This window comes from Methylobacterium sp. CM6241 (assembly GCF_054817845.1).
Genome location: NZ_CM139246.1, coordinates 1064963 through 1078595 on the forward strand (window position 1 = coordinate 1064963; position 13633 = coordinate 1078595).

The following is a 13633-nucleotide window of genomic DNA, read 5'->3' on the forward strand; positions in this document are numbered from 1 at the left end:
AATGAGCCGGAACAGAAGCGTGTAGTCGGGCCTGATGAGGCCATCGGGAAGCCCTAGGATCGGATAGAGCCCGGGCGACCAGACATGAGTGTTGCCGACGAAATCCCAGTGCCAATGACCGACGGTACCAAAATGTTTGATCTGGCTTGGAACGTCATACGAAAGGCTTCTCGGTACCCCACCATACATTGTGAAACCGCGATCTCACGACAATCGTCAGAGCCATGGCCAAGCCAAGGGGAACGACGACCTGAAGCAACGGATACCTATCTTTTGATAAGATCGCAATATTTCTCGCAACAATACCCTCATCGCAACGTGAGATTGTAGGACGATCGTCGGCCCTATTGGTCGGTATGTCTAAGCCCCCCTTGGGGAGACGCCTCGATCTCGATCCAGGATCTCCGACGCCGCTTCACGATTACTGGAACAAGGGCGATCATTTGGATGACGATGGCCATTTAAGATGGCAATGCGAATGCCATGGGCGGACCGTCGATCCATCCGCTCCGCGTCGTCGTCTCGGGTGTTGTCGTCAGGCCTGGCCGACAGCGTCGCGCTTAGACGCTCGCGTCCTCGTCGAGCGTGTCCTCGATATAGACCTGTTCCAGCACGACCTTGATCACCGCCATCAGCGGCAGCGCGAGGGCGATGCCCCAAAGGCCGAACAGCACGCCGAGCACGAGCTGGCCTGCGAAGATGGTGGCCGGCGGGATGTCCAGCGCCTGCTTCTGGATGAAGGGCGTCAGCCCGTAGCTCTCCAGGCATTGCACCACGAGGTAGACACCGAAGGCGCCGAGAGCCGCGTTGGTGCCGGAGGCGAGGCCCGCCAGCACGATGACGACGCCGGCGATCAGCGGGCCGATGGTGGGGATGAAGGCGAGGAGCCCCGCTTGCAGGCCGAGGATGAGGGCGCCACCGATGCCGAGGAAGCTCAGGCCGGCCCAGATGCAAACGAAGATCACCGCCATGGTGATGAGCTGGCCGAACAGCCAGTGCCGGAGGGTCTCGCCCATCCCGTCGAGGAGGGCGGTGGCGCGGGGACGGTAACGGGGCGGCACGAACCGCACCGCGCCGTCGCGGTAGCTGGCGGGATCGGCCGCGCAGGCGAGGCCGAGGAACACGATCACCAGGACGTTGCCCAGCGCATTGAACAGGCCGGTGATGACGGTGGCCGCCGGTCCGAGCATGCTGCCGGCATCGGAGAGAAGGGAGCCGGGGCTTTTGATCGCACCCGAGGCGAGGCCGCCGAGGCCCCCGGCCTTCTTGTCCTTGTCGGTCTCGGTGTCTTTGGTTTTGTCAGTGTCCTTGGCTTTGTCGGCGTCCTGATCGCCCGGCGTTTCGCTCGGTACCGAGAAGGCCGGCAGATCGATCCCGTATTCCTTCAGGCGGTCACGGACAGACCCCGCCTGTTTCGTGACGGTCTGGCCGAGCTCCCGTCCCTGCTGCACCACCGTCGCGCCGCCGAAGGCGAGGAAGCCGAGGGTGAGCCCTCCAAGAATCAGGCTGACGATGGTGAGCCGCAGCCCGCGACCGAGCCCGATGGCCTGGCCGAGCAGGCGCGTCAGCCCATCGAGGAAGACCCCGAGCAGGATTCCGGCGAAGATCAGGAGCAGGGTCGAGGCGGCGGTCCAGGCGAGGATCAGGAGGGCGATGAACGCCACCACGGCGATTCCCGAGGCTGTCGGCGACCAGTTGGCGGGGTGCGGACCCGGCTCGTCCTTGATCGGCGTACCCTGCTGCATCTGCCCGTCCCCTCGCGCGGTCTACCGAAGCGCGGTGCGAACGGGCGCGCGAAACCCGTTACAGACAAGGGGCGCAAGGCATGAGGCCCACTCTCCTCTGTGGACGGACCGGAGGCGAATCGCCGCCGGTCTGCCCTCACGTCCAGCGTGACGCGGCCTCATCGTCGGCGCCCGTGGCCTCGACCCAGCCCCCCATGGTGCCGTCCGCCAGATGCTCACGCTTCCAGAACGGAGCCTTCGTCTTGAGATAGTCCATGAGGAAGCTCGCCGCCTCGAAAGCGGCGACGCGGTGGCTTGCCGCCGTCACCACGAGGACGATGCCATCGCCCGGCGCGACGAGGCCGTGCCGGTGGATCACCCGCACCGCCTGGAGCGGCCAGCGGTCCTGCGCCGCCTCCACCACCCGGCCGATCTCCGCCTCGGCCATGCCGGGATAATGTTCGAGTTCGAGCCCGGTCAGGCGCCCGCCCTCGTCGCGGCACAGGCCGGTAAAGGTGACGATCGCCCCGGTCCTGCCGCGAAGCGTCCCGCTCAGTGCGGCCATCTCCGCGGCCACGTCGAAGGGCGCACTCTGGATGCTGATCGCGGGTGCGGGCTGATTTCCCGCCGTCATCTCGCCTGCCGACATCCATCGATTCCTTGACGCATCGGCGCGAAAGCCCTCGCGACCGGGTTTGATCCCCCTTAAGGGATGCGCGACATTGCAAAGTCCGCGCGGTGGTTCCACGCTGTTGCGCGTCGTTCCGGCAACACCATTCCGGCGCCCGGCCTTTACCACTCGACCGGCATGGGTGCCATGCCCAGTCGGTCCCATACCCGGTCCACGCCACCGGCTTCGAAGGAATTCCCCTCGCGTGACGCCTGAGTTGATCCTGCCCCATGACGGCGTCCTGCCGGTCTTCTCGGCCCGTCCGGTCTGGTGCGGGCGCGGAAGCACGGTCATCGGCGCCGCCACGATCGGTGCCCAGGCCTGGCTCGGCGACGACAGCGTGATCCGTGCCGACGGCGAGGCGGTGACCGTCGGCGAGCGCTTCTGGCTCGGCCATCGCTCGACGCTCCATATCGCCACCGATTCGCATCCCACCCTCGTCGGTGACCGGGTGACGGTGGGCCGCAACGCCGTGGTCCATGCCTGCACGGTCGGGTCCGACGTGGTGATCGAAGACGATGTCATCGTCCTCGACGGGGCCACCGTGGAGGACGGAGTGCTGATCGAGGCCGGTGCCACCGTCTTCCCGCGCTCGCACCTCGCCGCCGGATTCGCCTATGCCGGCAGCCCGGCGAAACCCCAGCGCCCCATTACCGCGGCCGAGGTCGCCGAGCGGGCCGAGCGCGTGCGCGAGGCCACGGGAGATACCCCGTCGCCCGTCGCCGGCGACGAGATCGATGTCGATCCCAGCGTCTATGTCGCCAGCACCGCTCGCCTGCGCGGCCGCATCGCCCTCGGGGCGGGATCGAGCGTGCTGTTCTCCTGCGACCTGCATGCGGAGGTCGGCCCCATCCTCATCGGCGCCGACACCAACATCCAGGACAACACCGTCATCCGTGCACGGGCCGAGGGCGTCGTCATCGGTCGCGACACCACGATCGCGCATAACGTGCGGATGGCCGATTGCCGCATTGGTGCGCGCAGCCTCATCGGCATCGGCTGCGTGCTCGCCCCCGGCACCGTGGTGGCCGACGACGTGCTGCTCGCCGGCGGCTCCACCACCGATCCGGGCCAGCTCCTCGAGAGTGGCTATCTCTGGGGCGGCCGCCCGGCCCGCATCCTCGGCCCCCTCGACGCGGACAAGCGCGCGATGATGACCCGCATCGTCGCCGGCTATTGCGAGCATGGGCGGGTGTATCGCCAGATGGAGGCGGGGGAGAACTGACCGGATGCTGGAAGTGCGTCTGCCGTCCGGTTCTCGAATGCGACGATCACCCGGTAGGTGCCGGTCCGCACCAGCGTCAGTGGCGGCATCTCTTAAGGCATGATGGCATGCAGGAGGGCAGCGCATGGTCGCCTCGTCCAAGGATGCTCACGAGACGTGCTTCATCGCGTTGATCGGCGCGGTGTTTCTGGCCCTCGCCTCACCGGTCACGGCTTCGGCCGAACCGGCACCCCAGCGCTTTTCCGTCACTTATCGCCTGCTCTTCCTCAACCTTCCGGTTGGTGAGGCGGATCTCTCCGTCGATCAGACCGGTGGGCGCTACGCCTACGATCTGAAGGCGGGCCTGCGCGGACTGGCCGGCGTCTTCTTCGAAGGATCGGGGACGGCATCCGCGTCGGGGGAGCGGTCGCGGAGCGGAGCGCTCACCGGCACGTTCCGGTCCGACAGCCTGTACGGTCGTAAGCCGGTCCGGGTCTCCATGACCCTGTCGAGCGGCCGCGCGCACGACGAGAGCGTGGAGCCGCCTCCGACGCCGATGCCCGACAGGATTCCCGTAGCACCGCAGGACAAGGTCGGCGTCGTCGATCCCCTGACCATGCTGGCGATTCCGCTGGGCCGGGCATCCCTCGATCCCACCCTCTGCGAGCGGCGCATCCCGGTCTTCAACGGGGTGAGCCGGGCGGATATCGTCCTTTCCCGCGGGGTGCTGGTGACCGTCCAGGAGGGACCCTATCGCGGACCGGCCCTCGATTGCCGGGCGCGCTGGGTGCCGATCTCGGGCCACCGCCCCAATGGCAGCAGCGTGCGACGCATGGCCGAGAACGACGACATCCGCGTACGGCTCGCGCCCGTTCCCGGCGGGGCGATGCTGTTGCCGCTGACGATCTCCCTGCCCACCGGCTGGGGCAATGCGGGGATCGAGGCGACGCAATGGGGCCCGAAACCGGAGCCCTCGGGCCGGACTTCCGTGAGGGTCCATTTGCCCAACGCACGGTAAGGCGTCCGACCTATTCCTCCGCGAACAACCCCGTGGGCAGGCCATCCATGCTGCGCGCGTTCTTCTGGCGGCGATAGGCGTCGAGTTCGGCCTCCGTCTTGGCCTGGGCCCAGCGGTCGAGGGTGGGACGTTCCTCGCGATAGTCGAACAGGGGCACGCCGAAGCCGCAGGAGGTCTGCACGAGATCGATCGTGAGGCGCACCATCTGGCGCGCTCCGGGCGGCTCCTGTCCGTCATACGCGCCTGCCAGCAGACCGGCATAGGCGTCGCTGCCGCGCGCCAAGATCTCCCCGCGCCCATAGAGCCGCAGGATCGTCGGCGCGCCTTCGAAGGCGCAGAACATCACCGTCAGCCGTCCATCCACCCGCAGATGCGCCGCGGTTTCGTTCCCGCTGCCGGTGCGGTCGAGATAGATCACGGTGTTCGGGTCGATGACCCGAAACGTGTCGGTTCCGCGCGGTGACAGGTTGATCCGCGTGCCCTCCGCCGCCGATGCGGTGAAGACGATATGCTGCTGGGCGATGAAATCGATGTGGCGCTCGTCGAGGGCCGGAAACTGCTTGGCCATGGGGCTTTCGGACGACAGGGGCGGGCTTTGAAACCTACAGCATCGTGCCGGATCTCGCATCCACGGCGATGCTGACGAACGCTTCCGAGAAGGAATGGCGGATCAGCGCAGGAACCGCCCGACCAGCAGCCGCGCCAGGTCGCGCGGCGGCTCGGGGGTCAGAACGGCGAGCTTGTTGGAGGTGGACAGGGAGGCGAGCCCGTGAAGGCCGGCCCAGAGGGTCGCCACCGCCTGCCGTCTCTCGCCCGCATCCGGAATCATGGGTTCGAGCACCCCGTCGACGAGGTCGGTCGCCTGGGCCAGCGCGGCGGCGTACCAGTCGGGAAAGGCTGAATCCGGTGCCAGGGAATGTTCGAAGACGAGGCTCCAGACTCGCGGGTCTGAAGCCACGAAGGCGAGGTAGGCATCGGCGAGGGCAAGGGCGTTGTCGCGCGGGGCGGCGTCGGGACGGATCGCGCCGGTGAGCGCCGCGTGCAGGCGCTCCAGGGTGCGGGCGTTGACCCGCATCACCACCGCATCGAGATCGCCGACACCGTTGTAAATCGAGTTCGGTGCGTAGCCGATCACCGAGGCGAGCCGGCGCATGCCGAGGCCGCGCAGGCCCTCCATGCGGACCAGGCCCTCTGCCGCCTTGGTCACCAGGGCCTCGAATTCCTCGCGGTTATGCTCGCCTCTGGGGCCGGTGCCGCGCCGTGCCGATTTGGTTGCCTTCGCCACTCTGTCCCCACGCTCGCGTGCCGCCCGGCACGCCACCAGCGCATAGATTGCACGACGTGCAAAATCAACGTTGCCGCCATCCCTGCCGGGCGTTAATTTGCACGACGTTCAAAAGTCGCGGCCGTACCGGATTTGACGGTTCGTTACAGGGTGGGCAGTCATGGTCCGCCCCGAGGAGACCAAGATGTTCCGTAGCTTGATGACGACGCGCCGGTTCGCGCCCCTGTTCTGGTGCCAGTTCTTCTCGGCATTCAACGACAATTTTCTGAAGAACGCCCTGGTCTTCCTGATCCTGTTCAAGGTCGCGGGCGCCGGGGGAGAGGCCGCCCATCCGGGCATCCTGGTGACCCTGGCCGGTGCCGTCTTCATCGGCCCGTTCTTCATCCTGTCGGGTCTCGGGGGTGAGCTCGCCGACCGCTACGACAAAGCGCTCATCGCCAAGCGGCTGAAATTCGCGGAGGTCTTCGCCGCCGCCGCCGCAGCGATCGGCTTCTTCCTCCATTCCGTGCCGGTCCTGTTCGTGGCGCTCGGCCTGTTCGGCACGGTGGCGGCCCTGTTCGGCCCGATCAAATACGGCATCCTGCCCGACCACCTGAAGCGCAACGAGCTCACCGCCGGCAACGCGCTGGTCGAGGCGGCGACCTTCCTCGCCATCCTGCTCGGCACCATCGTGGCCGGCTTCGCCAGCGCGCTCGGCGGCGATGCGCTGGCCTTCAGCGCCCTGATCATGGTGTTCGCGATCCTGTGCTGGCTCTCGGCCCGGCAGATCCCCTCCACTGGCGAGGCGGCGCCGACGCTGAGAATCGATCCCAACGTCGCCCGTTCCACCGTGGCCCTGCTGCGTGACCTCTATGCCGATACCCGGCTGTGGCGCGGCTCGCTCATCGTCAGCTGGTTCTGGCTGGTGGGTGCCGTGGTGCTCGCCCTGCTGCCGGTGCTGGTGCGCGAGAGCCTGAACGGCTCGGAGACGGTAGTCACCCTGCTTCTCGCGATCTTCTCGGTGGGCATCGCCGTCGGCTCGGCCCTGGCCTCCTGGCTCGCCAGCGGACGCATCGTCCTGCTGCCGACGCCGATCGGCGCCCTGTTCATGGGCCTGTTCGCCCTCGACCTCGCCTGGACCATCTCGCACCTGCCGCCGGTCTCCGGCGAGGTGATGGGGGCCGGCGCCTTCCTCTCCACCGGGACGGGCCTTCGCGTGGCGGCGTCCTTCGCCGGCCTCGCCATCGCGGGCGGCCTCTACATCGTTCCCTCCTTCGCCGCCGTGCAGGCCTGGACCGACAAGGACAAGCGCGCCCGCGTCATCGGCGCCGTCAACGTGCTCACCGCCGCCTTCATGGTCACCGGGGCGCTGGGACTCGCTGCTTTGCAGGGCGCAGGCTGGTCGATGGCCTCGCTCCTCACCCTCATCGGCGTCGCCAACCTCGCCGCTGGCGTGATCGTCCTGAAGATGATGCCGACGAGCGCCTTCCGCGATTTCCTCTCGATCCTGTTCCGCGCCTTTTACCGGCTCGAAGTGCGGGGCCTGGAGAATGTCGAGAAGGCCGGCCCCAACGCCATCATCGCCCTCAACCACGTCTCGTTTCTCGATGCACCGCTGGCCCTTTCGCTCCTCGACAAGGAGCCGGTATTCGCCGTCGACCACGGCATCGCGCAGCGCTGGTGGGTGAAGCCCTTCCTACGGGTGACCAAGGCGATGCCCCTGGACCCGACGCGGCCGCTGGCCACGCGCACGCTCATCAATGCCGTCAAGAACGGCGAGACGCTGATCATCTTTCCCGAGGGGCGCCTCACCGTCACGGGCAGCCTGATGAAGGTCTATGACGGCGCCGGCCTCATCGCCGAGAAATCGGGAGCCAAGGTGGTTCCGGTGAAGATCGAGGGGCTGGAGAAGACCGCCTTCTCGCGCCTCTCCCGCAATCAGGTCCGCCGCCGCTGGTGGCCGAAGGTCATCGTCACGGTGATGTCGCCGGTGGCGCTTACCGTCGATCCCGCGCTGAAGGGCAAGAACCGGCGGCGCGCGGCAGGAGCGGCACTCTACGACATCATGTCCGATCTCGTCTTCGACACCGCCCCCATCGACCGCAGCGTGATGAGTGCTCTCATCCAGGCCGGTGCCGACCATGGCTGGCGCCGCACCGCGCTGGAGGACCCGGTCACGGGCACGCTCAGCTATTCCCGCCTCGTGATGGGCGCCAACATCCTCGGCCGGAAGCTGATGCCGCTCGCCGCCGAGGGCAAGGCCATCGGGCTGATGCTGCCCAATGCCAACGGCGCGGCCGTGACCTTCTTCGCCCTGGCCAGCGCCGGGCGCGTGCCGGCGATGATCAACTTCTCGGCCGGCCCCGCCAACGTCCTCTCGGCCTGCTCGGCGGCGGAGGTGGATACCATCCTCACCTCCCGCGCCTTCATCGAGAAGGGCCGCCTCGGGTCGCTGATCGAGGCCATCCAGGGCAAGGTGAAGCTCGTCTATCTGGAGGACGTGCGCGCCAGCATTACCACCGGCGACAAGATCCGGGGTTTCCTCAGCCCCCGCAAGCCCCTCGTGGCGCGGCGCGGCGACGATCCGGCGGCGATCCTGTTCACCTCGGGCTCGGAGGGCACGCCCAAGGGCGTGGTACTCGCCCATCGCTGCATGCTCGCCAACACCGCCCAGGTCGCCGCTCGAATCGATTTCGGGCCGACCGACAAGGTCTTCAACGTGCTGCCGGTGTTCCATGCTTTCGGACTGACGGCGGGCCTGATCCTGCCCCTGGTCTCCGGCGTGCCGGTCTATCTCTACCCGTCGCCGCTGCATTACCGGATCGTGCCGGAACTGATCTACGGCTCGAATGCCACCGTCCTGTTCGGCACCGACACGTTCCTCTCCGGCTACGCCAAGACCGCTCATTCCTACGACCTGCGCTCGCTCCGCTACGTGGTGGCCGGGGCCGAGGCAGTGAAGCAGGCGACCCGGAAGACGTGGAGCGAGAAGTTCGGCCTGCGTATCCTCGAAGGCTACGGCGTCACTGAATGCGGGCCGGTGGTCGCCCTCAACACGCCGATGTTCAACCGCTTCGGTACCGTCGGCCGGCTCCTGCCGGGGATCGAGTCCCGGCTCGAACCGGTGCCCGGCATCGAGGAGGGCGGCCGTCTCTCGGTGAAGGGCCCGAACGTGATGCTCGGCTATCTCAGGGCGGAGAAGCCCGGCGTGCTGGAAGCGCCGCCGGAGGGCTGGCACGATACCGGCGACATCGTCGCCATCGACGCGGAAGGGTTCGTCACGATCAAGGGCCGCGCCAAGCGCTTCGCCAAGATCGCCGGCGAGATGGTGTCGCTCGCCGGCATCGAGGCCATTGCCGGCGAGCTCTGGCCGGATACACCGAGTGCGGTGGCGGCGGTTCCGGATGCGCGAAAGGGCGAGCGGCTGATCCTGTTCACGGAGCGCAAGGACGCCACACGCCCCGCCTACCAGGCCTTCGCCAAGGCCAAGGGCGCCACCGAGATTGCCATCCCGGCCGAAGTGGTGGTGCTGGACAAGCTGCCGATGCTGGGTACCGGCAAGGTGGATCAGGTCGGCGTGGTCAAGCTCGCGCACGAGCGGGCCGGCGGCGAGGCCACCGCTGCGGCGTAGGTCTAGCGAACCCTCTCCCGGAAAGGGGGGAGGGTTCGTGGCCATTGTCCCCTTACCGCGTTGGCCAACCCCTCCACCTGCGCCTCCGTATGCGCGGCGGAGAACGCCACTCGCAGCCGCGCCGTCCCGGCCGGGACCGTTGGCGGGCGGATGGCGACGACGAGATAGCCCCGTTCCTCCAAAGCGGCCGAGAGGCCGAGCGCGGCGTCAGCTTCGCCGACGAGAATGGGGACGATGGGGCTCTGTGCCTCGGGGAGGCCGAGTTGCGCGGTGAAGCGGCGGGCGAGGGCGAGCGGACGCGCGGCGAAATCCGGTTCGGCCTCGACGATATCGAGGGCGGCCAGGGCGGCGGCCGTTGAAGCCGGCGGCAGGCCGGTGGTGTAGACGAAGCTCCGGGCGCGGCTCGTCATCAGGTCGACCACGGCGCGGGACGCGCAGAGATAGCCGCCATAGGAGCCGAGCGTCTTCGACAGGGTGCCCATTTCGAGGGGAGCGCGGGCATCTGCTGCGATCACGCCGAGGCCGTGGGCATCGTCCACCAGGGTCCAGGCATCGTGCACGTCGGCCAGAGTCAGGATCTCGGCGATCGGCCCCCGGTCGCCGTCCATGCTGTAGACGCGCTCCGTGAGGATCAGCGCGTGCTGGTGGCGGGAGCGGTGCTTGGTCAGGAGCGCTTCGAGATCGCCGAGATCGTTATGGGCGAACCGCATCACTTTCGCGCCGGAGAGCCGCGCCCCCGCCCAGAGGCAGGAATGGCCGAGCGCGTCCACGAGGATCAGGTCGCGTGGGCCGGCGAGCCCCGAGACGATTCCGAGATTGGCGAGATAGCCACTGCCGAAAACCAGGGCCGCCTCCGTCCCCTTATGGGCGGCGAGGCGCTCTTCGAGGGCAGCGAGGGGCGGGTGGCTGCCGGTGACGAGACGGGAGGCGCCGGCGCCGGTCCCGTAGAGTGCGGTCGCGGCCTGAGCCGCTGCGATGACACGCGGATCCTGCGACAGGCCGAGATAATCGTTGCAGGAAAACGAGACGAGGCTGCGCCCGTGCCGCGTCGCCGCCGCCTGCGGGCCACGCGTGGTGGGATTGAGATGCCGGCGCAGGGAGGTCTCGTCGAGGCGGGCGAGATGGTCGCGGGCGAACGCTTCGAGGCTGGTGGGGCGATCGAGGTCGGACATGGGAGCGGGAAGGAAGCCCGCGCCATCGCGATGTCAAGCGAGTGCCGCGACCACTCGCGCGGTCGATCCCTTTCGATGAGGGTCGGGCGTGAAGCGTGAGGAACTGTACCGGAAACGAACTCGGGTCTCGTGAGAGGCATAGGATGGTCCCGGAGAAAAACCGGATCCCTTGGAAGGCCGGTCGCTGACCCTGCCTCCGGCGGCTTTCAGATCGGGTTGCGGCTCGCTCTCTTGACCGTTCGGCCTCGCGCGCTCATCCCCCGACCCATGCCTGCCTCACCTCCGCCCGCGCTTCCGAAAAACTCCCTCTGGCGGCCCTATACGCAGATGAGGAATGCGGCGCCTCCGCTCGAAGCCGTGCGCACCTCCGGCTCGCGGATCGTGCTCGCCGACGGACGCGAACTCATCGACGGTATCGCGTCGTGGTGGACCGCCGTCCATGGCTATAACCATCCCCACATCCGCGACGCGGTCGCGGCCCAGCTCGACACCATGCCCCATGTGATGTTCGGCGGGCTGACCCATGCGCCGGCCGAGCGCCTGGCGTCCCGCCTCGCCGCCTTGGCGCCGGGCGACCTCGACCACGTGTTCTTCACGGATTCCGGCTCGGTGGCGGTGGAGGTGGCGCTCAAGATGGCGGCGCAGATGTGGCTTAACCGGGGCATCGCCGGACGCAGCCGCTTCCTCGCCTTCCGTGGCGGCTACCATGGCGACACGATGGGGGCGATGTCGGTCTGCGACCCGGAAGAGGGCATGCACCGGCGCTTCGGCGCCTATGTGCCTGCCCAGGTCTTCTGCGATCTTCCGCGCGACGACGCCACCGCCGACGCCCTCGACCGCGCCCTGGCCCTGCATGGCGCTACCCTCGCGGCGATCATCGTCGAGCCCCTGGTCCAGGGGGCCGGCGGCATGGTGATGCACGCGCCCGAGACATTGGCACGGGTGGCGCGGGCGGCCGAGCGGCATGGACTGCCTCTCATCGCCGACGAGATCTTCACGGGTTTCGGCCGCACCGGCACCCTGTTCGCCTGCGAGCAGGCCGGAATCGTGCCCGACATCCTCTGCCTGTCCAAGGCGCTTACCGGTGGCACCATGGCGCTGGCCGCGACGATCGCGCGGCGTCCGGTCTTCGAGGCTTTCCTGTCCGACGATCCCGCTGCGGCGCTGATGCACGGGCCGACCTTCATGGCTAACCCTCTCGCCTGCGCCGCCGCCAATGCTAGCCTCGACCTGTTCGAGACCGAGCCGCGCCTGGATCAGGCGCGGGCGATCGAGCTTCGCCTGCGTAATGGGCTCTCCGGCCTTCGCGGCCTCGCCGGTATCGCCGACATCCGCGTTCTCGGCGCCATCGGAGCCGTCCAGTTCGCACGCGCACCCGATCTCGCTGCGCTCAAGGCGCGCTTCGTGGAGCAGGGGGTTTGGGTTCGTCCCTTCGGCGACATCGTCTACCTGACGCCGGCCCTGACCATCGCGCCGGGCGATCTCGACCGGCTCTGCGAAGCCGTGACCCATGTGGTCCGGGCATCGGTCGACGCTGAGGCGCAGAGCTGAAAATCTGTCCGCTTCCACCCTGCAACCTGAACGGATGTTTATCGTTGGATCAGGTTGGGTCAAACGGTGAAGGGTGGGCATCGTGGTGAATGAGACGACGCGCTCGGACGACGACAGGCCGGTGATCCTCCTCGTCGAGGATGAAGCCCTGACAATCATGGACCTCGGGGATGTCCTCGAGGATGGCGGCTATGAGACGGTGCAATGCGCGTCTGCGGAACGCGCCCTCGGCATCCTGCAGGCCCGGCCCGATATCTGCGGGCTGATCACGGATGTGGAATTGTCGGGCAAGGTCAACGGGTTCGAACTCGCCAACGCGGTGTCGGAGGCCCGGCCGACTTTGCCGATCGTCATCGTGTCTGGCCGCGCCGCGCCTGATCCGGAGCGGATTCCCGCAGGCGCCCGCTTCATCTCCAGGCCTTGCACCGGAGAGGACATCCTTCAGCAGATCAGGAGCCTGATGCCCTGCTGAGGCCTCCGCATAGGTTCGGACCTCCTCAGCACGGAGCCGGTCGGCGAAGAGTCCTTTGCCGACCGTCGATTTGGCGCGAATTTAAGCCGACTGTCATCCCAGCTTCACGAGCCGGACGCCACATGCGCCCAAATAGCCCGCTGATCCCGCCTGTGCCATCTGGCCGTGCGGGAAGAGCGTGGCTGTCTGCAAGTGTGGAGTCGGGCGGCGATGGTTTCGGCTGATCAGCGAGGGACGGTGTCGTCCGGCAAGGCCTCACCCTCGGGCAAGTCCGAAATGGACAAATCCGAAACAGGCAAGCTCGGCGAGGCCGATAGGGATAGCGAGCAGACGATGGGCAAGTCCGACAAGCGTATCCGTCCTCCCGGTTCGAAGAGTGTCGGCTGGGCCCTGGTTCAGGCCGCGCGGCTGCATCGTTCCAGAGTCGGCGACCGCTTGGCCGCCCTCGATCTATTCGCCGGACAGGAACAAGTGGTGCAGGCACTGGCCGTTGCCGGAACCATGACCATGGGAGATCTGGCCGCCACTTTGAGGGTTCGTCCGCCCACCGCCTCCAAGACGATCTCGCGCCTCGCGGCCCTCGGTTTCGTCGAGCGTCGTGCAGAAGCCGGGGATGGTCGCGTCGTGCGCGTGCGGCTTACCGATACGGGCCTCGCCAAGGCGGAGGCCATCGAGCGCATCTGGGACGATGTCGAAGCCGAAATGCTCGACGGTTTCGACGGCAAGGAACGGCGTCGCCTGCGCAAGCTCTTGCGCAAGGCCGCTCGCAACCTGGCCGACGTGTCCGGCGTCACCGGCCACGAGGTCGACGGAGACTCGGATATCGAACTCGACGACGACGAGCCCGATGCGCTGGTCGTGCCGATCCAGGCCGACCGCCTCGACTGAACCCTTTGGGATTCTGCTCTTCGGCCAGCGAATCGGTGA

Annotated in this window: 11 protein-coding genes; 6 read left to right on the forward strand and 5 right to left on the reverse strand. The window is 67.6% G+C overall.

Annotation, left to right across the window (positions count from 1 at the left end; genetic code table 11):
* Positions 1–560 precede the first annotated feature (560 nt).
* Complete coding sequence (locus ACYQR9_RS04960) at positions 561–1745, reverse strand: AI-2E family transporter (RefSeq protein WP_461228882.1); 1185 nt, start codon at positions 1743–1745, stop codon at positions 561–563.
* A 136-nt stretch (positions 1746–1881) separates the two neighbouring features.
* Positions 1882–2373 carry a molybdenum cofactor biosynthesis protein MoaE gene (locus ACYQR9_RS04965; protein ID WP_461228883.1) on the reverse strand — a complete coding sequence of 164 codons (492 nt, stop codon included), beginning with the start codon at positions 2371–2373 and terminating at the stop codon, positions 1882–1884.
* A gap of 226 nt (positions 2374–2599) precedes the next feature.
* On the opposite strand from ACYQR9_RS04965, the gene ACYQR9_RS04970 reads away from it, so the two are divergent.
* Complete coding sequence (locus ACYQR9_RS04970) at positions 2600–3619, forward strand: gamma carbonic anhydrase family protein (protein WP_461228884.1); 1020 nt, start codon at positions 2600–2602, stop codon at positions 3617–3619.
* 124 nt (positions 3620–3743) lie between these two features.
* A complete protein-coding gene (locus ACYQR9_RS04975) occupies positions 3744–4616 on the forward strand; it encodes a DUF3108 domain-containing protein (RefSeq protein WP_461228885.1) in 873 nt (290 codons plus the stop codon).
* A 10-nt stretch (positions 4617–4626) separates the two neighbouring features.
* On the opposite strand, the gene ACYQR9_RS04980 is transcribed toward ACYQR9_RS04975, so the two are convergent.
* Both ACYQR9_RS04980 and ACYQR9_RS04985 read right to left on the reverse strand, forming a co-directional pair.
* A complete protein-coding gene (locus tag ACYQR9_RS04980; protein ID WP_461228886.1) occupies positions 4627–5184 on the reverse strand; it encodes a pyridoxamine 5'-phosphate oxidase family protein in 558 nt (185 codons plus the stop codon).
* 102 nt (positions 5185–5286) lie between these two features.
* A complete protein-coding gene (locus tag ACYQR9_RS04985) occupies positions 5287–5901 on the reverse strand; it encodes a TetR/AcrR family transcriptional regulator (protein ID WP_461221695.1) in 615 nt (204 codons plus the stop codon).
* A 184-nt stretch (positions 5902–6085) separates the two neighbouring features.
* Here ACYQR9_RS04985 and ACYQR9_RS04990 point away from each other — a divergent pair, with 184 nt between their 5' ends.
* Positions 6086–9511, forward strand: a complete 3426-nt coding sequence (locus ACYQR9_RS04990; RefSeq protein ID WP_461228887.1) for an acyl-[ACP]--phospholipid O-acyltransferase — start codon at positions 6086–6088, stop codon at positions 9509–9511.
* A 2-nt stretch (positions 9512–9513) separates the two neighbouring features.
* Here ACYQR9_RS04990 and ACYQR9_RS04995 read toward each other — a convergent pair whose 3' ends face one another.
* Entirely contained in the window at positions 9514–10683 is a 1170-nt protein-coding gene (locus ACYQR9_RS04995) for an aminotransferase class I/II-fold pyridoxal phosphate-dependent enzyme (RefSeq protein ID WP_461228888.1), read from the reverse strand.
* 267 nt (positions 10684–10950) lie between these two features.
* Between ACYQR9_RS04995 and ACYQR9_RS05000 the strand changes: the two genes are divergently transcribed.
* The 3 genes from ACYQR9_RS05000 (at position 10951) to ACYQR9_RS05010 (ending at position 13594) form a co-directional block, all read left to right on the forward strand.
* On the forward strand, positions 10951–12234 hold the full coding sequence (locus ACYQR9_RS05000; protein ID WP_461228889.1) for an adenosylmethionine--8-amino-7-oxononanoate transaminase: 1284 nt from the start codon (positions 10951–10953) through the stop codon (positions 12232–12234).
* 82 nt (positions 12235–12316) lie between these two features.
* Complete coding sequence (locus ACYQR9_RS05005) at positions 12317–12706, forward strand: response regulator (RefSeq protein ID WP_056423399.1); 390 nt, start codon at positions 12317–12319, stop codon at positions 12704–12706.
* Positions 12707–13039: 333 nt separating this feature from the next.
* Positions 13040–13594: a MarR family winged helix-turn-helix transcriptional regulator gene (locus ACYQR9_RS05010; protein ID WP_156467655.1), complete on the forward strand. Its 555-nt coding sequence runs from the start codon at positions 13040–13042 to the stop codon at positions 13592–13594.
* Positions 13595–13633: the final 39 nt, after the last annotated feature.

What these genes read in the sequence shown, in the direction of transcription:
- ACYQR9_RS04965 (WP_461228883.1), bottom strand. Translation starts at nt 2,373, where the DNA reads ATGTCGGCAGGCGAGATGACGGCGGGAAATCAGCCCGCACCCGCGATC.
- ACYQR9_RS05000 (WP_461228889.1), top strand. Translation starts at nt 10,951, where the DNA reads ATGCCTGCCTCACCTCCGCCCGCGCTTCCGAAAAACTCCCTCTGGCGG.
- ACYQR9_RS04960 (WP_461228882.1), bottom strand. Translation starts at nt 1,745, where the DNA reads ATGCAGCAGGGTACGCCGATCAAGGACGAGCCGGGTCCGCACCCCGCC.
- ACYQR9_RS04995 (WP_461228888.1), bottom strand. Translation starts at nt 10,683, where the DNA reads ATGTCCGACCTCGATCGCCCCACCAGCCTCGAAGCGTTCGCCCGCGAC.
- ACYQR9_RS05010 (WP_156467655.1), top strand. Translation starts at nt 13,040, where the DNA reads ATGGGCAAGTCCGACAAGCGTATCCGTCCTCCCGGTTCGAAGAGTGTC.
- ACYQR9_RS04975 (WP_461228885.1), top strand. Translation starts at nt 3,744, where the DNA reads ATGGTCGCCTCGTCCAAGGATGCTCACGAGACGTGCTTCATCGCGTTG.
- ACYQR9_RS04980 (WP_461228886.1), bottom strand. Translation starts at nt 5,184, where the DNA reads ATGGCCAAGCAGTTTCCGGCCCTCGACGAGCGCCACATCGATTTCATC.
- ACYQR9_RS04990 (WP_461228887.1), top strand. Translation starts at nt 6,086, where the DNA reads ATGTTCCGTAGCTTGATGACGACGCGCCGGTTCGCGCCCCTGTTCTGG.